The sequence below is a fragment of the Chitinophaga chungangae genome, assembly GCF_017742215.1.
GTDB classification, from domain to species: domain Bacteria; phylum Bacteroidota; class Bacteroidia; order Chitinophagales; family Chitinophagaceae; genus Chitinophaga; species Chitinophaga chungangae.
In genome coordinates, this window is record NZ_JAGHKP010000002.1 from 1 (window position 1) to 21,681 (window position 21,681).

The 21,681-nt window shown below is 53.2% G+C and carries 19 protein-coding genes and 1 tRNA gene; 8 read left to right on the forward strand and 12 right to left on the reverse strand.

Annotated elements, in window-relative coordinates:
* Nucleotides 1-707: 707 nt before the first annotated feature.
* The 3 genes from truA to J7I43_RS08130 all read right to left on the reverse strand — a co-directional run bounded on the left by truA (nt 708) and on the right by J7I43_RS08130 (nt 3,591).
* Nucleotides 708-1,466 carry a tRNA pseudouridine(38-40) synthase TruA gene (gene truA, locus J7I43_RS08120; protein WP_209145119.1) on the reverse strand — a complete coding sequence of 253 codons (759 nt, stop codon included), beginning with the start codon at nt 1,464-1,466 and terminating at the stop codon, nt 708-710.
* 86 nt (nt 1,467-1,552) lie between these two features.
* Nucleotides 1,553-3,046 (reverse strand): DUF4476 domain-containing protein, encoded by a 1,494-nt coding sequence (locus J7I43_RS08125; RefSeq protein WP_209145121.1) that lies wholly within the window; start codon nt 3,044-3,046, stop codon nt 1,553-1,555.
* A 35-nt stretch (nt 3,047-3,081) separates the two neighbouring features.
* Nucleotides 3,082-3,591: a biotin/lipoyl-containing protein gene (locus J7I43_RS08130; RefSeq protein ID WP_209145123.1), complete on the reverse strand. Its 510-nt coding sequence runs from the start codon at nt 3,589-3,591 to the stop codon at nt 3,082-3,084.
* Nucleotides 3,592-3,714: 123 nt separating this feature from the next.
* Between J7I43_RS08130 and J7I43_RS08135 the strand changes: the two genes are divergently transcribed.
* The 5 genes from J7I43_RS08135 (at nt 3,715) to J7I43_RS08155 (ending at nt 10,798) form a co-directional block, all read left to right on the forward strand.
* Nucleotides 3,715-6,300 (forward strand): M1 family aminopeptidase, encoded by a 2,586-nt coding sequence (locus tag J7I43_RS08135; RefSeq protein WP_209145124.1) that lies wholly within the window; start codon nt 3,715-3,717, stop codon nt 6,298-6,300.
* A 474-nt stretch (nt 6,301-6,774) separates the two neighbouring features.
* Entirely contained in the window at nt 6,775-8,097 is a 1,323-nt protein-coding gene (locus tag J7I43_RS08140) for a gluconate:H+ symporter (protein ID WP_209145126.1), read from the forward strand.
* A gap of 40 nt (nt 8,098-8,137) precedes the next feature.
* Nucleotides 8,138-8,602, forward strand: coding sequence for a RidA family protein (locus J7I43_RS08145; RefSeq protein WP_236023369.1), 465 nt, complete (start codon nt 8,138-8,140; stop codon nt 8,600-8,602).
* 10 nt (nt 8,603-8,612) lie between these two features.
* Nucleotides 8,613-9,686, forward strand: a complete 1,074-nt coding sequence (locus J7I43_RS08150; RefSeq protein ID WP_209145130.1) for a D-TA family PLP-dependent enzyme — start codon at nt 8,613-8,615, stop codon at nt 9,684-9,686.
* A gap of 35 nt (nt 9,687-9,721) precedes the next feature.
* Entirely contained in the window at nt 9,722-10,798 is a 1,077-nt protein-coding gene (locus tag J7I43_RS08155) for a dipeptidase (protein WP_209145132.1), read from the forward strand.
* A 176-nt stretch (nt 10,799-10,974) separates the two neighbouring features.
* On the opposite strand, the gene J7I43_RS08160 is transcribed toward J7I43_RS08155, so the two are convergent.
* The 5 genes from J7I43_RS08160 to J7I43_RS08180 form a co-directional block, all read right to left on the reverse strand.
* Nucleotides 10,975-11,451: a CHRD domain-containing protein gene (locus J7I43_RS08160; protein WP_209145134.1), complete on the reverse strand. Its 477-nt coding sequence runs from the start codon at nt 11,449-11,451 to the stop codon at nt 10,975-10,977.
* 55 nt (nt 11,452-11,506) lie between these two features.
* Nucleotides 11,507-12,448 carry a DUF1835 domain-containing protein gene (locus J7I43_RS08165; protein ID WP_209145136.1) on the reverse strand — a complete coding sequence of 314 codons (942 nt, stop codon included), beginning with the start codon at nt 12,446-12,448 and terminating at the stop codon, nt 11,507-11,509.
* A gap of 87 nt (nt 12,449-12,535) precedes the next feature.
* Entirely contained in the window at nt 12,536-13,339 is an 804-nt protein-coding gene (locus J7I43_RS08170; protein ID WP_209145138.1) for a TPM domain-containing protein, read from the reverse strand.
* 29 nt (nt 13,340-13,368) lie between these two features.
* On the reverse strand, nt 13,369-13,824 hold the full coding sequence (locus J7I43_RS08175) for a TPM domain-containing protein (protein WP_209145140.1): 456 nt from the start codon (nt 13,822-13,824) through the stop codon (nt 13,369-13,371).
* A 57-nt stretch (nt 13,825-13,881) separates the two neighbouring features.
* Entirely contained in the window at nt 13,882-14,523 is a 642-nt protein-coding gene (locus tag J7I43_RS08180) for a LemA family protein (protein ID WP_209145142.1), read from the reverse strand.
* 333 nt (nt 14,524-14,856) lie between these two features.
* On the opposite strand from J7I43_RS08180, the gene J7I43_RS08185 reads away from it, so the two are divergent.
* Together J7I43_RS08185 and J7I43_RS08190 are read left to right on the forward strand one after the other, a co-directional pair.
* Nucleotides 14,857-15,321 carry a response regulator gene (locus J7I43_RS08185; RefSeq protein WP_209145144.1) on the forward strand — a complete coding sequence of 155 codons (465 nt, stop codon included), beginning with the start codon at nt 14,857-14,859 and terminating at the stop codon, nt 15,319-15,321.
* 151 nt (nt 15,322-15,472) lie between these two features.
* Nucleotides 15,473-16,846 (forward strand): dipeptidase, encoded by a 1,374-nt coding sequence (locus J7I43_RS08190; protein WP_209145146.1) that lies wholly within the window; start codon nt 15,473-15,475, stop codon nt 16,844-16,846.
* A gap of 80 nt (nt 16,847-16,926) precedes the next feature.
* Here the strand turns inward: J7I43_RS08190 and J7I43_RS08195 are convergent, their stop codons facing one another.
* Nucleotides 16,927-18,123, reverse strand: coding sequence for a phosphoglycerate kinase (locus tag J7I43_RS08195; protein WP_209145148.1), 1,197 nt, complete (start codon nt 18,121-18,123; stop codon nt 16,927-16,929).
* Nucleotides 18,124-18,215: 92 nt separating this feature from the next.
* Complete coding sequence (gene gap / locus J7I43_RS08200) at nt 18,216-19,232, reverse strand: type I glyceraldehyde-3-phosphate dehydrogenase (protein ID WP_209145150.1); 1,017 nt, start codon at nt 19,230-19,232, stop codon at nt 18,216-18,218.
* A gap of 142 nt (nt 19,233-19,374) precedes the next feature.
* On the opposite strand from gap, the gene J7I43_RS08205 reads away from it, so the two are divergent.
* Nucleotides 19,375-19,446 (forward strand) — tRNA-Glu (locus tag J7I43_RS08205).
* A 220-nt stretch (nt 19,447-19,666) separates the two neighbouring features.
* Here J7I43_RS08205 and J7I43_RS08210 read toward each other — a convergent pair.
* Together J7I43_RS08210 and J7I43_RS08215 are read right to left on the reverse strand one after the other, a co-directional pair.
* Nucleotides 19,667-20,299 carry a hypothetical protein gene (locus tag J7I43_RS08210; RefSeq protein WP_209145152.1) on the reverse strand — a complete coding sequence of 211 codons (633 nt, stop codon included), beginning with the start codon at nt 20,297-20,299 and terminating at the stop codon, nt 19,667-19,669.
* Complete coding sequence (locus J7I43_RS08215) at nt 20,296-21,561, reverse strand: hypothetical protein (protein WP_209145154.1); 1,266 nt, start codon at nt 21,559-21,561, stop codon at nt 20,296-20,298. The genes J7I43_RS08210 and J7I43_RS08215 overlap by 4 nt, the downstream gene beginning before the upstream one ends.
* Nucleotides 21,562-21,681 lie beyond the last annotated feature (120 nt).

Genomic DNA, 21,681 nt, shown 5'->3' on the forward strand with positions numbered 1-21,681 from the left:
TGAACCCGACTAAATTTTCTCTTGGAAAATCGAATCGAGATGTTCAATTAATATGTTATCGCTAACATTACCTGTGTTTTGTTACATTTCTGTAACGTGCTGTTGTTTCCTTACTTTCAAAGACCTTTCCTAACCTTGATCTGCTCTTTAGCAGTTCGTTGCCGGTTAAAATTGTTAGATGCCAAGGTTGCGAACCTCCAGGCCCGAAGCCTGCATCCAGTAAATATCTTAAGAACCATATCCCCTCACTTTCCTCTCACTTTTCTTTCTCTTCGATCACTCCGTTTCAGAAGGGAGTGCAAAGGTAGAAGAGTTTTTATTTCATTCCAAATTTTTCTGAAGAAAATTTCAATCTTTTTTCGATCGTCTTTTCCTCCGAAAACCAAGCCCATCAAGAACTTGCGGAAATCAAAACCATGTAAAGAACTGAAGTAGTTTACCGCGTTAGCGGGTCGCAAAGGTAGAAGAAGTATTTCTTTCAACCAAATTTTTCTTTCAGAATTTTATTCTTTTTCTCTGATCATTGAACCTCGGAAAACCACTGCTGGTATAGCTTTTAAGCCGTGCAGAAGAAAGAAAAACCATGCAAAGAACTACGTGTTTTCCGTGTTAGCGGGATGCAAAGGTAGAGACTTTTTCCCGGTACTTCCAAATGTTTTCAGCAATTATTTCTCACAAACAACCGTAATGCCCGTCCATAGCCAATTCTATCTTCCAATATTTTCTCCCAACACCCCCTCCGCATACATCACCCGCATCAAACAAAGCCCGTGCCCCGGCACCGCAAAATCAGCCCGCGTACAATCCTTACTCTCCACCGCCGCACGAAATTCCTCCATCGTCAGCTTCCCCCTCCCCACCCGCAACATCGTGCCCACAAGCCCCCGAACCATCCCGCGCAAAAAACGGTTCGCACTAACGCGATAGACTAAACGACCTTCTTCCCGCTCCCAGTACGATTCCTCTATAGCACAATTGTACGTTTTTACCTGCGTGTTCCGCTTGCTGAACGTGCTGAAGTCCGTATAACCTTTTACCGCCGCCGCCGCTTCCTGCAACAGTTGCAGGTCGATCGTATAAGGATAATAATAACCACGGTCGCGCATGAACGGGTCTTTAAACCCATACAACGTATACGCATACGCCCGCCCGGTAGCCGCAAAACGGCTGTGCAGATCGCCCGGCACTGCGTAAACGCCCTTCAACACCACATCCTGCGGCAATATCGCGTTCATCTTGTACATAAACTGCGGGTGCAGCGCCTTTTCCGTATCGAAATGCAAAAAGTTCTGCCGCGCATGCACGCCCGCATCCGTTCTGCTGGAACCGGTCGTTTCCACCGTTTCCCGCAGCAGCAGGCTCACCGCGCGGTCTATCTCCCCCTGCACCGTCTGCGCGTTTTCCTGCACCTGGAAACCGGCGTAACGCCCGCCCATATATGCTACTTCTATGAAATACCTGGCCATGATGCGCGAAAGTAGGGATTTTTAAAACGACAAATGGGGAAATGACACGTGTCATTCCCCCATTCGCAATATCAGGATGATAGCGGCTATTTCTTCAGCATCGCCTTGAAACGCCCCTTGTAATAATCGTCTTTCAAAAGATCCGACAGGCCCGCGAAATTCTGCGAATCGTACGTTCTAGCATATGCCGCGTCCAGCAGCTGGTAACGGTTTTCTTCCGTGGCGATCAGCTGCGCCAGCGCGCGTACCTGTTCGGTGCTCACGCATGTATTGCGGGTGCTTTTCCGGAACGCGTCTACCATATCTTCGTCGGTCTTCTTCACGTTCATCGTGCGCAGCAGTTTGCGGAACGCATCTACTTCCAGCACTTTCCCGCAATCGGAGTTCACCATGTCCAGCGACAGTTTTTTCTTTTCCTTCACCGTTTCTTCCGTCTCGGTTACCGCAACGTCTTTATTAAACTCGGCATTCGCGATGCTGTCTTTGATCTCGCCTTCGCGGATAGCTGCTTCGCGCTCGGCTTTCCTTTTCTGGCGTTTGGCCTCGCGGGCATCCTTTGCGCTCGTTTCCACCCCTTCTCCAACGGTTTCGGCCGCGCTTTCCACCGCCGCTGCGGCAGGCTCGGCGGGCGTTGTATTACCGGCGGCGCCAAAGTCGATGAACTCGGGCTCAGGCTGGTCGCGTTTCTTTTTGGGTTTCTTTTCTTTTTTCTCTTTCACCGGTTTGGGCGCGGGCGCATATTCCCCTCCTTCCGGCTCCGTAACCACTGCTGCTGTGGTGTCCGCTTCACGAAGCGCTTCGTCCGCCGCGGCTTTTTTCTCGTCTTCCAGCACGCTGCTCAGCAATGCCTGCTCTTCTTCCGTAAGCGGTTCACGGTCCCTGCCGCGTTTTCTGTTGCGGGGCTTTTTCACCGGGGCGGATTCGGTTACCGCCACAGGCGCCACATCCGCCACTTTTTCAGTTACCGGGGGAGCAGTGGGCTTGGGTTTGGGCAGTTCCAGCGGCATATCGTCCGGCCGGTCGTCCGTCACTACTTTATCAAGCGCGGCGGCAAAGCTGCTTTTTTCCTTCGGGCCGCTTTTAGGCGGCTCTGAGGTATCTGTTTTCTTTCCCAGCGCGGCTTCCACGTCGGCCTGCACATTATTGATCAGTTCTTTTTGTTCGGCCGTCGCATTTTCGTCGGAGACCCGGGCGATCGTCACTTCCTCCGCAGGCGCTTCCGCGGGCGGCGCGCCGCCGCCGGATTTCAGCGTGGCGAAGGTCTGCAGGTCGTACAACGCGTATTCCTTTTCACCCGTGTTTTTCAGCAGGTAACCATAATCGCGGCTGCCGTTGAGCCGGATCACGAACTGCTGCTCCGGAGCTTCGCTTTTCGGGAAACCTACGGTTACAGGCACTTTGCCGGCCTGCAGCTTCGGCAGTATCACATACCCTTTTTGCGAAGAACTGAGCAGTTTGCCGTCTATTTTAACATAGAAGGGCTGCTGTTTTTCGTGTTGTATGTAAACAAAATACGATGGGTCCTGCGCCGAAAGGCCCGAAGCGGCCAGCAGGCAGCAGAACAGATATAACAGTTTCATTCTGAATCGATGCATAATGTTACCTGTAACAAATATTATTCCAGCACAATGAGCACTTCGCCTTTTTCGACGGCGGTGCGCTCGGAAACCTTTATTTCTTTTACGACGGCATCCGCCGCGGCTTTGAACACATTCTCCATTTTCATCGCTTCCAGTATCAGCACCGGCTCGCCTTTTTGGATGGCCTGCCCCGGGCTCACCAGCACTTTCAGCACCATGCCGGGCATGGGCGCCTTGATGTCGTTGATCTTGCGGCTGGCCGCTTCGCTGATGCCCATGGATGCCAAAAGGCGGTCCATCGGCTCTTCCAGCGCCACTTCGTACAAAGCCTGGCCGATCTGGAGGCTGACCGTTTTGGTGTCCCTGTCTATTTTCACCACCTGCGCCACAAGGCTTTTCCCGTCCATCAGAATGCTGAAATCGCCGGAGGGAAGCGCTTCCGCGCTCCAGTTCACCTGCTTCCCGTTACATTCCACATTTCCGGTGCCGGGGCCGGCAGGAGTGATCTCGAACGACTGCGCGCCGTTCACTGTTGCTTTGATCATAAATTCGAGCTGTCCTGTTACAAAAATAACAATTTTAACCGCTTGCCTCGTATTTGGGCCATTTGTTTAAATTTGACCCTTGCCCTCGGTCGGAGGGCCTATTTTTGAATTAAACATTTTTTCATGCATTCACAGACCAGGAAATTAACAGGCCTTCTGCTGGCCAGCCTCGCGATCATGGGGCTCAGCCTGCGGGCATCCGCCCAGTCCGCCCCGGACAAAGAAGACCCGGAAATGAAAATCTATCGAGCCACCGCCACAAAAATCAACGATCTCATTCACACCAAACTGGACGTCCGTTTCGATTACGCGAAACGTTACCTCTACGGAAAAGCCTGGATCTCCCTCAAACCGCACTTCTACCCTACAGACAGCCTGACGCTCGACGCAAAGGGAATGGACGTGAAAACCGTGTCGCTCGTGCAGACCAGCGGCTCCGCCACCCTCAAATTCCCCAACGAGGCCGCACTTAAAGCCGCGCGCACCACGCCGCTGAAATACGAGTACGACGGCAGCCAGATACGCCTGAAACTCAACAAAACCTACAAAAACAACGAATCCTACACCATTTTCGTGGAATATACCGCCAAACCCGACGAAGCGAAAGTGGAGGGCAGCGCCGCCATCACCGACGCAAAAGGCCTTTATTTCATCAATCCCGACGGCTCGGACCCGAAAAAGCCCATCCAGATCTGGACGCAGGGCGAAACCGAATCGTCTTCCGTATGGTTTCCCACCATCGACCGCACCAATCAGAAAACCACCTCCGAGATCAGCATGACCGTGGAGAAAAAATACGTGACCCTTTCCAACGGTAAACTGACCAGCCAGAAATCCAATTCGGACGGCACGCGTACAGACACCTGGCGCATGGACCTCCCGCACGCCCCTTACCTCTTTATGATGGCCGTCGGCGACTTCGCCATCGTAAAAGACAGCTGGCGCGGCAAAGAAGTGAACTACTACGTGGAAAAAGCCTATGCGACCCATGCCAAAGCCATTTTCGGCAACACGCCCGAAATGCTCACCTTCTTTTCCAAACTGCTGAATTACGATTATCCCTGGGTGAAATATTCGCAGATCATCGTGCGCGACTACGTTTCCGGCGCCATGGAAAATACCACGGCCACCATTCACGGCGACTTCCTGCAGAAAACGCAGCGCGAGCTGCTGGACGATGACGAGCGCCTCGGCGAATCCGTGATCGCCCACGAACTGTTCCACCACTGGTTTGGCGACCTCGCCACCGCGGAATCGTGGAGCAACCTGACCATGAACGAATCTTTCGCCGATTACAGCGAGTATCTCTGGTTCGAGCACAAATACGGGAAAGATGCGGCCGACGAGCACGCCTGGTCCGCCATGAACAACTACCAGGAATCCGCCGAATACCAGGGAGACCGCGACCTGGTGCGGTTCCACTATCATAACAAAGAAGATATGTTCGACGCCGTCAGCTACCAGAAAGGCGGCCGCATCCTCCATATGCTGCGCACTTACCTCGGCGACGAAGCTTTCTTCAAAGCGCTCAACCTTTACCTGCGCAACAACGCGTTCAAAGCCACGGAAGCGCATCAGCTGCGCCTCGCCATGGAAGAGGTGTCCGGCCAGGACCTGAACTGGTTCTTCAACCAGTGGTATTTCGGACAGGGTTACCCTACGCTCGACATTTCCTACGATTACAGCCAGACCGGCTCCGCCAAAGTGACCATCGAGCAGAAAGGCGACAAGGTTTTCGATCTTCCTTTCGCGATAGACGTGTATGCCGGCGGCAAAAAAGAACGCCACGACGTGCGTCTCTCTGAAAAGAAAGCCACTTTTACTTTCCCGGTGAGCGCCAGGCCCGACTTTGTGAACGTGGATGCGGACAAATCGCTGATCGTTAAAAAAGCCGACCGCAGGGAGCTGAGCACATACGTGTTCCAATATAAAAACGCGCCCACTTATTTCGACCGCCGCGAGGCCATCGAGGCCTGCATCAAACAGCAAACGGGCAACGCGGCCGCACGCGCCACGCTCATCGCCGCGCTGAACGACAAATATGAAGGGCTGCGCGCCATGGCCGTTGCCGGTCTCAAGATCGAAAATCCTGAAGTGCAGTCCGCCGCGCTGCCCGTGCTAACGGAGCTGGCGAAAAAAGATAAGTTCTCCCAGGTGCGCGCCGCCGCAATCAAACAGCTGGGCAGGCTGAAAGACGCGAAATACATGCCGCTGTTCGAAGCCGCGTTGAAAGATCCATCTTACATGGTGGAAGGCACCGCGCTGAACGCGATTGCCGAGCTGGACATCAAAAAGGCTTACCAGCTGGCTAAAACCATGGAAAAAGACGCCCGCGGCCTGCTTGGCAGCGGCATTGCGAACGTGTACGCCAAAAACGGCGACGTGAGCGACGTGCCTTTCTTCGCGGCCAAACTCGAGGAAAGCTCCGGCCAGGAAAAGATCGGCGCGGCCATCCTCTATCTCAACATCCTCGCGTCTGTAGACGATACGCCCACGGTTACCAAAGGCATCGACGATATCACCGCGGTGGTGACCGGCTTCAACAACAACTGGGTGAACGATTACATCGTGAACCTGATGGGCCCCATCGCAAAAAAGAAACAGGAAAAAGCGGCACAGGCAGCCGGCGACCAGCGCAACGCGCTCAACGCCCAGGCGGATCACATCCTGAAAGCCATCGCTAAAATAAAAGAGACCGGCAAAGAGTAAGGTGATGGTTGCACCGGCGCCGGGAACGCTTCCGGGCCGCCGTTGTGTCACTCACTTCAGCCGCATCGCTTTTTTCAGCTTTTTAGAAGCGGCCTCCCCTGCGGAGGCCGCTTTTTTTATGCTGCCGCTTGCCAGGCGCCGGCCTTACCCGGAGTTGGTCTTATTACCTTCCTGTAAGGTTATTGCGCAGCTGCAGCGTAACCAAAGCGAATCGGAGTGAGCCGGAGCTTGCCAGGCGCAGGTCTCCCCCGGAATATGCCTTCGCTTGCCAGGCGCCGGCCTTACCCGGCGTTGGTCTTATATCACCTTCTGCAAGGTTATGGCGCAGCTGCAGCCTAACCGAAGGTGAATCGAAGGTGTACCGGAGTTGAGCCGGAGATGAGCCGGACTTGATCGGCGGTAAAATACTATCACAAGCATCGGATTTACCATTCAAGTTCCCTATATTGGGTAGCATTAAATTCCACCGTCTCCATGATCTCACCCTTGTTACTCGTTCTGCTGGCTATCCTGTTGCTCATTGCCCTCATCATGTGGGTAAAGCTCGATACTTTTATTTCATTCCTGATCGTAAGCGTATTGCTCGCCCTCGCCTGCAAGCTGGACGGGCCGCAGATCGGGCAGGCCATTTCCGGCGGCATCGGCAGCACGCTCGGCTCCCTGGTCACCATTCTCGGTTTTGGCGCCATGCTTGGCAAAATAGTGGCGGACAGTGGCGCGGCGCAGCAGATCACCACGTCGATGGTGCATCTTTTCGGCGTGCGGCACATCCAGTGGGGAATGGCGCTGGCCGGCCTGCTCGTAGGCATTCCCATGTTCTACACCGCCGGCTTCGTGATCGTGGTGCCGCTCATTTTCGCCACGGGCGCTTCCACCCGCCTGCCTTTGCTGTACGTGGGCATCCCGATGATCTCCGCACTGTCTACCGCGCATGGGTTCCTTCCGCCGCATCCTTCGCCCACCGCGCTTTGCCAGCAGCTGGGGGCAGACCTCGGCAAAACGCTGGTGTACGGCCTCATCATCGCCGTGCCTACCATTGCGCTGGCCGGCCCCTTGTTCGGCAGCACGCTCAAAAAAATCCACATCACGCCCGGGCAGGGCATGTTCAATATCCATCAGCGCGAAGCGGGCGAGCTGCCCGGTCTTGGCGTCAGCCTGGCCACGGCCATGCTTCCCCTCATCCTGCTTACGCTCACCACCGCGCTGGGCCCCTTCCTGGAGAAAGGCGGCGCGTTCAGCCGTTTTATCGCCATCATCGGCGACCCTAACATCGCCATGCTGATCTCCGTGCTGGTGGCCGCTTATTTCCTCGGCCTCCGCCGCGGGCAAACGATGAAGCAGGTGATGAAGTCGATGGAGAACGCGTTTAAAGAAGTAGCGCCCATCATGCTGATCATCGCCGGTTCCGGCGTGTTTATGCAGGTGATCAAAGACGGCGGCATCAATACTTACATCGGGCAATCGCTGAGCCACCTGCCGGTATCGCCGCTGGTGCTCGGCTGGATCATCGCCGCGACCATCCGCGTTTGCGTAGGATCGGCCACGGTGGCCGGTCTTACCACGGTCGGCATTTTGCTGCCGGTGATACAGCAGCAACCTGTACATCCCGAGCTGATGGTGTTGTCCATCGGCGCGGGCAGCCTCATGTTCTCCCATGTGAACGACGGCGGGTTCTGGCTGTTCAAGGAATATTTTAACCTCAGCCTGAAACAGACCTTCTCCACCTGGTCCGTCATGGAAACCATCGTGTCGCTCAGCGGGCTTGGCGGCGTGCTGGTGCTGCAGCAATTTGTGTGATTACTTCGATTTATTGGATACCTTTAAAATAAAATTCGTGATGAACGCAACAGCCAATTTTGAATCGCTCGGACTTCAACTTCCTCCCGCTCCCGCACCCAAAGGGGTTTACAAACCTTTACTGATCGTGGATAAATTCGTGTACGTATCCGGCCACGGCCCGGTATTGCCCGATGGTTCGCTGCTGTTCGGAAAGGCCGGTCTTGACGTAAACGCAGACGGCGCAAAACTGGCTGCGCAGCAGGTGGGCCTCACGATCCTTTCCACGCTGGTTTCCCAGCTCGGCAGCCTGAACCGGATCAAACGGGTGATCAAAGTATTGGGCATGGTGAACGCCACGCCCGATTTCGGCAAACATCCCTACGTGATCAACGGATGCAGCGAACTGTTCGTAAAGATCTGGGGGGAAGACAATGGCGTGGGCGTGAGAAGCGCCGTGGGCATGGGCTCCCTGCCGGACAACATCACGGTGGAAATCGAAGCTGTTTTTGAACTGGAAGACTGAAAAAACCCGCATGCAACCTGACTATCGCCACCACATCGCATCGCCGGCGCTGCTGATTTTCAAAGAAGAAATAAGCCGCAATATCGACAAAATGATCGCCATCGCGGGAAGCCCCGAAAGGCTCATCCCCCACGTGAAAACGCACAAAATGGCGCCCATCGTGCAAATGCAGCTGGCCAAAGGCATCACGCGATTTAAATGCGCCACTTATGCGGAAGCGATGATGCTCGCGGAAGCCGGCGCGAAAGACATCGTGATCGCATACCAGCAAAACTCTCCCGCTGCCGAGGCTTATGCCGCGCTCACACAACGATTCCCAAACATTTCCTTCGCTTCGCTGGTAGACAACCTTGCTTCCGCCGAACTGATCGACGCGATATTTTCGAAGATCAACGCCAAAGCCGGCGTTTACATCGATATGGACAACGGCATGCACCGCACGGGCATTGCGCCGGAAAAAGCCTTTGCGCTGTACGAACAGTTGCGCGAGCTGCCGAACGTGTTCTGCCGCGGCCTTCACGCCTACGACGGCCACATCCGCGAAACGGATTACGACAAACGCGCCGCGCTGTGCAACGAAGCGTTTGCGCCGGTGGAAGCGCTCGCAAAAAAAATGGAATACCCCGAGATCATTGCGGGCGGCACGCCCACTTTTCAAATACATGCGCGCCACGGCGGCGTAATGCTGAGCCCGGGCACCTGCCTGCTGTGGGACGAAGGTTATGCCACCGGCGTGCCCGAACAGCCCTTCGTTCCGGCCGCGCTGCTGCTTACCCGTGTATTGTCCAAACCCGCGGAAGGCCGCGTAACACTCGATCTGGGGCACAAAGCGGTGTCCGCCGAAAATCCCATCACCAAACGCGTGTTTTTCCATGAACTGCCGGAATATGAAGTGATCTCGCAAAGCGAAGAGCACCTGGTGGTGCAAACGCCGCTGGCAGACAAATTGAAAGTAGGCGACATATTGATGGGCACGCCCTGGCACGTTTGCCCGACGGTAGCGTTGTACAACGAAGCGCAGGTGATCGAAAACGGCGCCCGCATCGGCTCCTGGGCTATCGCGCGAGGCCGGCGGATCGACTGAAACCATATCAGCACATTTCTTCAACCAGATACCCTATGCAATCTTTTATTTTCGACGCGCACCTGGACCTGAGCATGAACGCCCTGGAGTGGAACCGCGATCTTACCAAATCCATACAGGCCATCCGCGACCGCGAAAAAGGCCTTACCGATAAACCGGACCGCGGGCGCGGCACCGTGTCGCTGCCCGAAATGCGCAAAGGCCGTGTAGGCTTGTGCGTGGCCACGCAGATAGCGCGGTACGTAGGGCTGGACAATCCATTGCCCGGCTGGCACTCGCAGGAGCAGGCCTGGGCGCAAACGCAGGGGCAGCTGGCCTGGTACCAGGCTATGGAAGCGCGCGGCGAAATGAAACAGATCACCAATGCAGCGGAGCTCACCGCCCATCTCAAACTCTGGGAAAACGCGGAAGACACGGCATCGCTGCCCATCGGGTTTATTCTCAGCCTCGAAGGGGCGGATTCTTTTTTTGAACTGGCCTGCGTGGAAAAAGCCTACGCATCCGGTCTCCGCGCCATCGGCCCCGCGCATTACGGCCCGGGCGTGTACGCCTACGGCACCGATTCCAGCGGCGGGCTGGGCACTAAAGGCCGCGCGCTGCTCAAAGAAATGGAACGCCTCGGCATCATCCTCGACGCCACCCATCTCTGCGACGAAAGTTTTTTCGAAGCCATGGACCACTTCTCCGGCCCCGTTTGGGCCAGCCATCATAACAGCCGCGCGCTGGTGCCGCACAACCGCCAGTTCTCCGACGAACAGTTCTCCATCCTCATACAGCGCGGCGCCGTGATCGGCACTGCCTTCGACGCATGGATGCTGACGCCCGGCTGGGTGCGCGGTGAAAGCACGCCCGAAAAAATGGGCGTGAACATGGAAAAGGTCGCAGACCAGATCGATCACATTTGCCAGCTGGCGGGCAACAGCCAACACGCAGCCATCGGCTCCGACCTGGACGGCGCTTTCGGAACGGAACAATCCCCGTACGATCTCGGCACCATCGCCGGTTTGCAGAAAGTGCCCGGGATACTGCGCACACGCGGTTATTCGGATGAAGATATTTCCAACATCACGAGCAAAAACTGGGTCCGCTTTTTATTGGACGCATGGAAATAAAAAAGGGCCGCCGTAGCAGCAGCCCTCCCCCGGTTACGGAAAGCAGATCGCAACCGGGCCCTTGTTATTGTTCACAGTTTTTATTCCGGCCACCGGCGGAACATACGACAACGGTTTTTAAAAGACAGCTGTTCCAAACGGATCAGCTGTCTTTCTTTTTTAGCCGGTCTTTATTCTCACTGGGTAAGTTCTATCTGTCCGCGTATCTCCCCGCCGCCATGGGCCGCGGTGTGAATGTTCACGTACCATTTGCCTGCCAGCAGGTCGGCTTCCGTTTGCGTGGTGCCATTGATGGTGAAGGTGGTGGAGAAGCTGCCCGAAGGCGCGGAAGCGAATAATGTCGCGAAGTTCTGTATCACGCCGGTGTTCACGCCGCGTTCGGCCGGGCCGTGGATGTGCATCAGGGTGGCGTTGCCGCTCAGGCCTTGCCAGCGCACGGTGATATTGAACTGTTTGCTCTCGGGATTGTAGGTGGCGTCGAAGCTGCCAGTGGCCGTGGTGGCTACCGCGGGGTTTTCCTGGGCGCCGCTCATCGGGACGTTGGTTGCTTTGTAGAGCTTTGGCCCGTCGTCGTTATCGTCTTTATTGCAAGCTACCGCAAATGTGCAAAACAGGCCCGCGGCGATCAGTATCCATACGTGCAATTTTTTCATAAGCGTAGTGTTTAGAGAAGTATACGGGCGGCGGGGCTTTGGGGTTGCCTGTGGTTCAGGGACGCACCACTTTGCCTTCTTCTTCGTCCCAGCGCCAGGGTGTTTGGTCCAGCGGGATGCCGCCGATCCAGACATTTTTACTGGAGGCGAAGGAAAGATAATTTTGTTCCTGCTTCAGCACTTCTTCGCCCAGCTCGGTAATGCTGAGCATTTCGTCTTCCCGCTTCACCACGCCGGCCTGCTGCAGGCGGTTCGTGTACACGTCCAGCTGGAAATCGCCAAAGCCATAGATCTTCAGTTCATCCCAAAACTGGTAATAAAGATCGCGTTCGCGCAGCTTCCCCAGCGCCAGCCTGTCAAGAAAAAAATGTTCCACCGCATTGAGGCCGTTGGATGCGTTGGGCAGCCGCCGCAGATGCGCCTGCAAAGCTTTTCCGAGATACGGCAGGCGATGGCCGGGCCGGTGGCTGAGCGCTTCGATGGCCAGCGGATCGTCTGTACTGTATGCTTCCCATGTTTCGCGCGCCAGGTCCCAGTCTTCCTGCTGAATATAAGTGCGCGTTCCGAACAATGGTGGCAGATGGCGGGATTGCAGCATGCCCAGCCCGCGGAAATTCGGCACTTCCGGGTGATGGTCAAGCTGAACGATACTGACGGGCGGGAGTTTAACGGAAAGCTGGCTGAGGTAATACAATACGAACACCAGGTTCACCTGGCAAAAGAGGTCGAATTCGAACCATAGCACGATTTCGTCGTAGGAAGCGGCTTTTTGAAGAGTTTGTTTGTCGCGTTGCGCTTCCGAGAGATAAGCAGCGCTGTCTATGCCGTAAGCCTGCTGCAGGAATGCGGCGCGTTCCTCGAAAAAGCGGGACATGTTCCGTGTGGCGGGCGTTCTGCCTTCGCAGAGCATTTCCCGCCACACGATCACGTCTCCTTCGATGCCGCTATCCTGGAAGACGGAGCGCGTGGCGTCTCCGTTAAGAATATGTAGGAACATAAAACAGATTTTTAATGCCTGGAACTGCCGGTAGATCGTCGGTTATCAAACGCGCGTCCTGCATTAAGATCTGCCGTTGATAATACGTTACCAGCTGCCGCTTGCGCCGCCGCCGCCACCGGAGCCGCCGCCGAAGCCGCCGAAACCTCCTCCGCCACCGGACCATCCACCGCCGCCTCCGCCGGACCAACCGCCACCGCCTCCACCGAGCGCGCTGCCGATCATGCCGCCGAGAATGCCGCCGAACACACTGTCGCCCCTGCGGCTGATCACGCGGCCGCCGCCTCTGCCGCCACCACCGCCACGGCCGATAAAGAGCAGGATGATGATGACCAGGATAACGATCCCGAAAATGCTGCCGGCGCCCGGCCCGTCGCCGGCGCGCGTGCTGCGGGGAACGCCTTTGTATTCGCCCGCGGCCGCGGCGATAATATCGTCTGTAGCCTCATCCAGGCCCTGGTAATAATGGCCGTCCCGGAAGTTGGGCTTTAAAACCTTGTTGATGATGCCGAAGGCCACGGCGTCGGGCACGGAACCTTCCATGCCGTAACCTGTTTCTATGCGAACGCGGCGGTCGTCGATGGCGGCCACGATCAGCACGCCGTTGTTTTTCTGGCCGCCGATGCCCCATTCGCGGAGGATCTTCAGGCCAAATTCCGCGATATCGTAGTCGCCCGTGGTTTTTACCAGCACAATGGCGATCTGTGTGGAAGTACTATCATCGTAAGCCACCAGCTTCCTTTCCAGTTCATCAGCTTCGGAACGGAGCAGTACGCCGGCGTAATCGTTCACCAGGCGGGGCGGATTAGGTTTTTGCGGGATCTGTTGTGCAATAGCGCTCCATCCTGTCAGTATCAGACCCCATAATAATAACCAGCGGGTAAACTTCATTGTTTTGTGCTTATGAATCATTGCTGATCTTATTTCCCGAATACGATATCGTCCGGCAGTTCATTCTGATCGCCGGAATCGTAGGGAAAATAATGATACAGGGATTCGCCGATCTCTTTCACGCATACTTCGATGCCTTCAATGATCTTGTGAGAAGAAAAATGTGTTTTGAGCAGCAGCGCTTCTTTTTGCCAGAAGTCGTTGCCAACTTTATCGTGAATGCCCTGGTCTCCCAGGATGGCGAACTGGTGATCGCGCAGGGCGATGTACAGCAGCACGCCGTTGCGTTGTTTGGTTTTTTCCATGCCCAGGGCCAGGAAGGCTTCGCGCGCACGGTCCATCGGGTCCACGTATTCGCAGCGGCTTTCCACGAACAGGCGGATCTCGCCGGAGGTGAGCCTTTCGGCCTGGCGGATGGCCTGAACGAGCCTTTCTTTTTCAGGATCGGAGAAAAGCTCTTTTTTATTGAATGAAAATAATTTCATGTCCGGCGGCATTAGCAGCGGGCCGGTAAGTGCCGGCCCGCTGTCAGCTTTTAAATATTATTTGGCCGGCGCTGCCGTGGCAGGCGCAGACGACGCGGCGGGCGGCGGTGTGGAAGAAGTTCCGAAATCCACTTTGGGGGCGGTTTCCGAGCCGGGGGCCGCTTCAAAGTAACCTTTGGCGTCGAAGCCGCCGAGACCGGCGATGATGTTGCCGGGGAATCGCCTGATGCTGCTGTTGTAATCGTTTACGGAAGCGTTATAGTCGTTCCTCGAAACGGCGATCCTGTTCTCCGTGCCTTCCAGCTGCGCCATGAGCGTCTGGAACTGTTCGGTGGTCTTTAATTCAGGATATTTCTCAACCGTTACCAGCAACCTGCTGAGCGCGCCGGAAAGCTCTCCCTGCGCCTGCTGGAACTGCTGTATTTTTTCGGGTGTAAGGTTATCCGCATTGATCTGGACGGAAGTAGCCTTCGAACGGGCTTCTATCACCTTCGTCAGGGTTTCCTGCTCGAAGTTGGCGGACCCTTTCACGGTGTTCACCAGGTTTCCGATCAGATCGCTCCTGCGCTGATATTGGTTTTGTACGTTCCCCCATGATTTTTTCACCGACTCCTGCTTATCGACCAATCCGTTGTACTTGCTGCAACCGAAAAAGCCCAGGAGTACCAAGACAATGATTACAATGATTCCAGTTTTCATATTTCTATCTTTTTTTAAATGTTAGGTTACGGGTACTACCAAACCTACAAGAAATAACGGAAAGCGCAAAACAAGGTTCAAACCGGAACGGTTACCGGGCAACTTCCAGCGGTTACCAATTACATATAATCGGTCAGCAGAAAGTTGAAAGCCGAATGTTAAAAAATATCTATGTTTGATCCGGATTTCCCGTGGATGGATACGTTTCGTTCAATCGCGGTTGAAGTTATAGAGAATGCTCATGCCTGTGTTTTCGGTTTTGACACCCGCCTAACAGTTCATTGCTGCTAACTCATTTATTTTTATTAACTTACATTAGTCTACTTCGTTATAATGAGTGCACAACACATTCACATCCTCTATATCGATGATGAAATACATAACCTGAATGCATTTAAAGCATCGTTCAGGAGGATATACACGGTCCAGACGGCCGAATCTGCGGATGATGCTTATAAATTGCTGGAAGATCATGATTTTCACATCATTATATCGGATCAACGTATGCCCAAAATGACGGGGATTGAATTTTTTGAGAGCATCCTCAAAAAATACCCGGAACCGATCCGCATCCTGCTCACCGGCTATGCAGACATCAATGCCGTGATAGACGCGATCAACAAGGGACAGGTGTACAAATATTTCTCCAAGCCCTGGAACGACGAAGAGCTTCGTCATAATATCGAAAAGGCTTACGAAGTATACGCCCTCCGCAAAGAAAACCGTGAACTGACCGAAAAACTGCTGGACGTAAACGAGAAACTGGAGTTCCTGCTCCGTCAGAAACTGATCTCTTAATAGTTTCCCTATATAATTTGAACGGGAAGCGCCTGCCGGGCGCTTCCTTTTTTATTGCGCTCTCCCGGCTATCATTTTTATGAGGCCGGAGAAGGCCGGTAGTGCATTTTCATTTAAATTGCGCTCATTGTGAACGTTTAATAGCTCAATCATGCAAGTTTGGAAAGATTACCAGGCCCAGCACAAAGACCGTTTTTTGAACGAATTGCTGGAACTGTTGAGAATCCCCTCTGTAAGCGCGGATTCCCGGCATAATGAAGATACAAGGCGCTGCGCGGAAGCGGTGAAACAAAGACTGGTGGAAGCCGGGTCCGAAAAAGTGGAAGTTTGTCCTACCGCGGGCCACCCGATCGTATACGGTGAAAAGATCATCGACCCTTCCCTCCCTACCGTGCTCGTTTACGGCCATTACGACGTACAGCCGCCCGACCCGCTCGATCTCTGGACCAGCCCGCCGTTCGAGCCCGTGATCAAAGACGGGAAGATCTTCGCGCGCGGCGCCTGTGACGACAAAGGCCAGTTCTTCATGCATGTGAAGGCTTTCGAGACCATGATGCAAACCAACACCCTGCCCTGCAACGTGAAGTTCATGATCGAAGGGGAAGAAGAAGTGGGCTCCAACAACCTGGGCATTTTCCTGAACGACAATAAAGACCGCCTGAAAGCGGACGTGGTGCTGATCTCGGACACTTCCATGATCAGCCTCGACACGCCTTCCATCGATACCGGCCTGCGCGGCCTGGCGTACATGGAAGTGGAAGTGACCGGCCCCAACCGCGACCTTCACTCCGGCGTATACGGCGGCGCGGTAGCGAATCCCGCTACCATTCTCGCGAAAATGATCGCTTCGCTGCACGACGAGAACAATCACGTGACCATTCCCGGCTTTTACGACGGCGTGCAGGAATTGAGCGCGGCCGAACGTGAAAACCTCAACAAAGCGCCTTTCGACGAAGCCGAATACAAAAAAGACCTGGGCGTGGACGAGCTGTGGGGCGAAAAGGGCTACACCACCATCGAGCGTACCGGCATCCGCCCGACGCTGGAGGTGAACGGCATCTGGGGCGGCTACACCGGCGAAGGCGCCAAAACCGTGCTGCCTTCGAAAGCGTTCGCCAAAATTTCCATGCGCCTGGTGCCCAACCAGGACTGGGTGAAGATCTCCGACCTGTTCAAAGCGCATTTCGAGAAGATCGCGCCGAAATCGGTAAAAATAAAGGTAACCGCGCACCATGGCGGCTCTCCGTATGTTACGCCTACGGACCACCTGGCGTTTAAAGCGGCCAGCCAGGCCATCACGGCCACTTTCGGCAAAGAACCGATCCCCGTTCGCGGCGGCGGCTCCATTCCCATCGTGGCCCTGTTCGAAAAAGTGCTGGGGCTGAAAACCGTGCTGATGGGCTTCGGGCTGGACAGCGACAACCTGCATTCCCCCAACGAAAAATACGAACTGGCCAACTTCTACAAAGGCATCGAAACGATCCCTTACTTCCACAAGTTTTTTGCGGAAGGCAGCAAGAAGTAATACCGGTAAGGAAACAGCTATAAAAGAAAAGGCGTCCCGGTGAATACCGGGACGCCTTTTTGTATGCGGTAAAAAACGGGTTATTGTTTGATCGCTGCGATGCCCGGCAGTACTTTTCCTTCGAAGTACTCCAGCATGGCGCCGCCGCCGGTGGATACATAGCTCACCTTGTCCGCCAGGCCGAACTGGTTTACCGCGGCTACGGAATCTCCGCCGCCGACCAGCGAGAAAGCCCCGCCCGCAGTGGCTTTCACGATCGCTTCGGCTACGGCTTTGGTGCCGCCCTGGAAGGCAGGCATTTCGAACACGCCCATGGGCCCGTTCCACAAAATCGTTTTAGACGCGGCGATCACGTCGCTGAACGTTGCGATGGCTTTCGGCCCGATGTCCAGCCCCATCCAGCCGGAGGGGATGTTGTCGTTAGACACCTGCTGCGTATTGGCGTCTGCCGCGAATTTGTCCGCCGCCACGGAATCTTCGGGGATGAGCAGCTGCACGCCGAGGGATTTTGCTTTGGCGAGCAGTTCCAGCGCCAGGTCCAGCTTGTCGTTCTCCACCAGGGAGTTGCCTATTTCTTTGCCCTGCGCTTTCAGGAAAGTGTATGCCATGCCTCCGCCGATAATGATGTTGTTGGCTTTGGCGAGCAGATTTTCGATGATGAGGATCTTGTCGCTTACTTTGGCGCCGCCGAGAATGGCGGTGAAAGGTTTTTCTGCGCTGTGCAGCACTTTTTCGGCGCTGCTGGTTTCGGCTTCCATGAGGAGGCCGAACATTTTTTTATCCGCCGGGAAAAATTCCGCGATCACGGCGGTGGAGGCGTGTGCGCGGTGCGCGGTGCCGAAGGCGTCGTTCACGTATACGTCGCCCAGTTTGGAAAGCTGCCCGGCAAAGGTTTTGTCGCCTTTTTCTTCCTGTTTGTGGAAGCGGAGGTTTTCCAGCAGCAGCACTTCGCCGGGCTGCAGGTTTGCGGCCGCTTTTTCGGCGGGCTCGCCGATGCAGTCTTCCGCGAATTTCACGGTGGCGCCGCCGAGCAGTTTTACGAGGCGGTTCACGAGGTGTTTGAGGGAATATTTATCGGCGGGGCCGTCTTTCGGGCGGCCGAGATGGCTCATCAGGATCACGGAGCCGCCGTCTGCCAGTATCTTTTTGATAGTAGGCACGGCTGCCTGCATGCGGGTATCGTCGGTGATTTCGAGCTGATCGTTCAGGGGAACGTTAAAATCGACGCGGATAAGGGCTTTCTGGCCTTTGAAGTTATGATCAGAGAACTTGCTCATGATGAAGGATTTAGGAATTTGGAAGAAAAAACCCTCCGTATAGGCTGTGAAACAGCTTATCGCGGAGGGTTGGCAAATATCTGAAGACCCGCTTATTTGCTGATCAGTTCTGCGAAATGTTTAACGGTACGCACCAGCTGGGATACGTAGCTCATTTCATTGTCGTACCAGGAAACGGTTTTCACCAGCTGAAGGTCGCCCTGGGTCATTACCCTGGTTTGGGTAGCGTCGAACAGGGAACCGAAGTTGATGCCGATGATGTCGGAGCTAACGATTTCGTCTTCGGTGTAGCCGAAAGATTCGTTGGCGGCGGCTTTCATGGTAGCGTTGATTTCTTCGGCGGTCACTTTTTTACTGAGGATGGTGGTCAGTTCGGTGAGGGAGCCGGTGATGGTGGGAACACGTTGTGCGCTGCCGTCCAATTTGCCTTTCAGTTCGGGCAGTACCAGGCCGATGGCTTTGGCTGCGCCGGTGCTGTTGGGAACGATGTTGGCTGCGGCGGCGCGGGCGCGGCGCAGGTCACCTTTCGGATGGGGGGCATCGAGGGTGTTCTGATCGTTCGTGTACGCGTGGATGGTGGTCATAAGACCGGTTACGATGCCGAATTTGTCGTTCAGCACTTTAGCCATCGGCGCGAGGCAGTTGGTGGTGCAGGAAGCGCAGGAGATCACGGTTTCGCTGCCGTCGAGGATATCGTGGTTTACGTTGAAAACGATGGTTTTCAGGTCGCCGGTTGCGGGAGCGGAGATCACCACGCGTTTAGCGCCTGCAGTGAGGTGGGCTTCAGCTTTCGTTTTATCGGTAAAGAAACCGGTGCATTCCAGCACTACGTCTACGCCATGATCTTTCCAGGGAATCTGGGAGGGATCTTTCTGCGCGTAGATCTTCACTTCATCGCCGTTAACGGTGATGGAATTGTCGCTATGCTTCACTTCCTGTCCAAATCTACCTTGCGCGGAATCGTATTTCAGCAGGTGCGCCAAAACGGCGGGGCTGGTCAGGTCATTGATCGCCACCACGTCGATGCCGGGCATATTGTAAATTTGGCGGTACGCCAAACGGCCGATGCGGCCGAAACCATTAATACCAATTTTGAGAGAAGTTCCCATTTTACACTGTAGTTTGTAGATGAAAAATTGAAAGGCAAAATTACGTGCTTAACGGGTATTAATCAATAGATATTTAGGTTAAGTAAATTTATTTTGGAAATATCGAAATGGATTATACCTTTGCAATCCCAAATGAGGGAATGCCGCGTTGGTCAATCGGCTAAGACGCCTCCCTTTCACGGAGGAATGACGGGTTCGACTCCCGTACGCGGTACTGAAGGGAAGGTTAATAAATTTTAACACTCCTAAAAAATTAAAAGCCCATCAATATGATGGGCTCTTTTTATTGACTTACACACACTTGGGTGTTCAACTTTCTTCAGCTATTACTAATGTCAGGCCAATGAGGTTGGTTGCATTAACATTATCCGTTCACAAGGGTATATAAAGCAGGCTTACCCGTCAAAGGCAGGTAAGGAACATAGATATGACAACTATCGACCTCTCAGTTTCGAGCGAATATGGGACAGGTACGCTTCTGTCACCTCCGGAAATTCCTTAAGGGGAATAAAAACTTTTCCAACCGATTGATCTTTACCTAAAACAAACAAGAAAGGAATCCCATTGCCTTCAATCGTCAGGCCCATGTTTCGACCAATTATATTCCAGACAGGCACATCCCATTCTCCGGAAGAGGCTTTTATGCGATACTCCCGTTCTGAATCGGAATCAGTAACTACTCTTACATAATAATCGAGACTGTCTTTAAATTCCGCTTTCAATTCGGTAAAAACAAAGTCCATACAAGGCTTGCAATCCTTATTTGAGAAACGGAAAATGAGCTTTTGCTGATCATCTAAAAATTCTTCCAATGAAAACTTTCTTAGCGTAGTATCCTGCAAGGTCAGGCTAGAATCCAGTTTACGAAGCTCGTTTTCGATAATAAATGAAATATAGTTGTCGTAAAAGGAACTTACTGAAAAATGTGAGCCTTTACCACCTTTTTCTGGAAGAATAATAGGCCGCGCAGCACTACCTTTCATCATCCCGAAGAAAATGGCCGCGGCGGTTGCAATAATAGTTATAGTTATCAGAATCTGATTAAATGTGCGTTGTTGAAGTTTCATTTATAATTCATTTTATACCAGTTGTAAACTAACTGATTGCTGTAAATTGTCAGAAAAAGAATGTACGCAGTTATGGCAACTGTCAGAAATTTACTTCTCCTGTACGTGAAATGAATAGGCATGCCGTTAATGATATAGCAAAATACTGCAGTAAGCATAAAAATAGACGGGACATACATATACCGGTCTGCCATTACCGCCGGTCTGGTCATTGGAACGATTTGAAGACATATTCCCAAATGAATCATAAATGCGACGCCACAGAAAATGTAAAGCGGTTGTAGGTGTTTCCGCCTAAGGAAGTGGCACCCTCCCCACAAAATGATTATAAAAAGCATAGGAAATATATAATACAGCGTTGGAAGAGGCTGTCCGGCCGCCATGGGAAACTTATAGTTATAATGTAACCCGAAAGGCAAAAACAAATTGAATACGTAAAAAAACAAACAGTAGAAAGACAAGAAGAAGCGCTGACTGAATGGATAAATGGATAAGTCCTTAACGTCTGCATGATTAGCCTTCAAGGTAACCAGGCCCATCAACGCTGCAATCGAAAAAACTGCAATGAAGAAAAAAAACCACGACAATCCGATCTCACGCCAACTCTTTGGCCTTCGGTAACAAGCCCAGAAAGCCAGCAACATCGGAGCAATAACAACTACCTGCTCTTTGAAGAAAAATGATACTATAAAATATAAAACAGACAATACCAATGACCAGTTCTTTCCTTTAGTTACACCATCGATAAAAGAAATTAAACTTAACAGGGTAAAAAAAGCGGATAACGTAATCTTGCTTGCGGAAATCCAAACCACAGTCTCTGTGTTGATCGGACTGATCATCCAAAAAACAGCAACAGACCAACCAATGAACGATTCGTTTGGATAGTTAAATGTCCTCAATAACCTTACAACCAAAACAAACACCAAATAGGAGTTTACCAGATGGGTTATAAACGAAGCGAGATGAAAGTAATAAGGATCAAAACCATTTACCTTGTAAATGACCGCATAATAAAGTGTGTTAAGGGGACTATACTGTATACTATTAAACGTACTAAAAAGCTCCCTGAAATAGTCGTACGAAAGCGTCAGCCGGGGTACGAGGTCATTGGTTAAAAGCATCCAGCGATCATCCGCACGAACAAAGCCAATTTCATAAAGTCTGCCGTAAGCAACTGTCACTAGGACCAAACTACTGCAAATACATGCAACTAATAGAGGAAGGCCTGATTTATCTTCTCCAGAGTTAGTTAATATCATTTTGAAAACAATTTGCTTAGTGAAAAAAGCCCATATAACCATGGTGAATTAAACATATATATGCCCAGAAAAGCGGCCCGCCAGAGGATAGCTATTACTGTCCCAGCGCCAGGCTGAAAC

What these genes read in the sequence shown, in the direction of transcription:
- truA (WP_209145119.1), bottom strand. Translation starts at nt 1,466, where the DNA reads ATGGCCAGGTATTTCATAGAAGTAGCATATATGGGCGGGCGTTACGCC.
- J7I43_RS08125 (WP_209145121.1), bottom strand. Translation starts at nt 3,046, where the DNA reads ATGAAACTGTTATATCTGTTCTGCTGCCTGCTGGCCGCTTCGGGCCTT.
- J7I43_RS08130 (WP_209145123.1), bottom strand. Translation starts at nt 3,591, where the DNA reads ATGATCAAAGCAACAGTGAACGGCGCGCAGTCGTTCGAGATCACTCCT.
- J7I43_RS08135 (WP_209145124.1), top strand. Translation starts at nt 3,715, where the DNA reads ATGCATTCACAGACCAGGAAATTAACAGGCCTTCTGCTGGCCAGCCTC.
- J7I43_RS08140 (WP_209145126.1), top strand. Translation starts at nt 6,775, where the DNA reads ATGATCTCACCCTTGTTACTCGTTCTGCTGGCTATCCTGTTGCTCATT.
- J7I43_RS08145 (WP_236023369.1), top strand. Translation starts at nt 8,138, where the DNA reads ATGAACGCAACAGCCAATTTTGAATCGCTCGGACTTCAACTTCCTCCC.
- J7I43_RS08150 (WP_209145130.1), top strand. Translation starts at nt 8,613, where the DNA reads ATGCAACCTGACTATCGCCACCACATCGCATCGCCGGCGCTGCTGATT.
- J7I43_RS08155 (WP_209145132.1), top strand. Translation starts at nt 9,722, where the DNA reads ATGCAATCTTTTATTTTCGACGCGCACCTGGACCTGAGCATGAACGCC.
- J7I43_RS08160 (WP_209145134.1), bottom strand. Translation starts at nt 11,451, where the DNA reads ATGAAAAAATTGCACGTATGGATACTGATCGCCGCGGGCCTGTTTTGC.
- J7I43_RS08165 (WP_209145136.1), bottom strand. Translation starts at nt 12,448, where the DNA reads ATGTTCCTACATATTCTTAACGGAGACGCCACGCGCTCCGTCTTCCAG.
- J7I43_RS08170 (WP_209145138.1), bottom strand. Translation starts at nt 13,339, where the DNA reads ATGAAGTTTACCCGCTGGTTATTATTATGGGGTCTGATACTGACAGGA.
- J7I43_RS08175 (WP_209145140.1), bottom strand. Translation starts at nt 13,824, where the DNA reads ATGAAATTATTTTCATTCAATAAAAAAGAGCTTTTCTCCGATCCTGAA.
- J7I43_RS08180 (WP_209145142.1), bottom strand. Translation starts at nt 14,523, where the DNA reads ATGAAAACTGGAATCATTGTAATCATTGTCTTGGTACTCCTGGGCTTT.
- J7I43_RS08185 (WP_209145144.1), top strand. Translation starts at nt 14,857, where the DNA reads ATGAGTGCACAACACATTCACATCCTCTATATCGATGATGAAATACAT.
- J7I43_RS08190 (WP_209145146.1), top strand. Translation starts at nt 15,473, where the DNA reads ATGCAAGTTTGGAAAGATTACCAGGCCCAGCACAAAGACCGTTTTTTG.
- J7I43_RS08195 (WP_209145148.1), bottom strand. Translation starts at nt 18,123, where the DNA reads ATGAGCAAGTTCTCTGATCATAACTTCAAAGGCCAGAAAGCCCTTATC.
- gap (WP_209145150.1), bottom strand. Translation starts at nt 19,232, where the DNA reads ATGGGAACTTCTCTCAAAATTGGTATTAATGGTTTCGGCCGCATCGGC.
- J7I43_RS08210 (WP_209145152.1), bottom strand. Translation starts at nt 20,299, where the DNA reads ATGAAACTTCAACAACGCACATTTAATCAGATTCTGATAACTATAACT.
- J7I43_RS08215 (WP_209145154.1), bottom strand. Translation starts at nt 21,561, where the DNA reads ATGATATTAACTAACTCTGGAGAAGATAAATCAGGCCTTCCTCTATTA.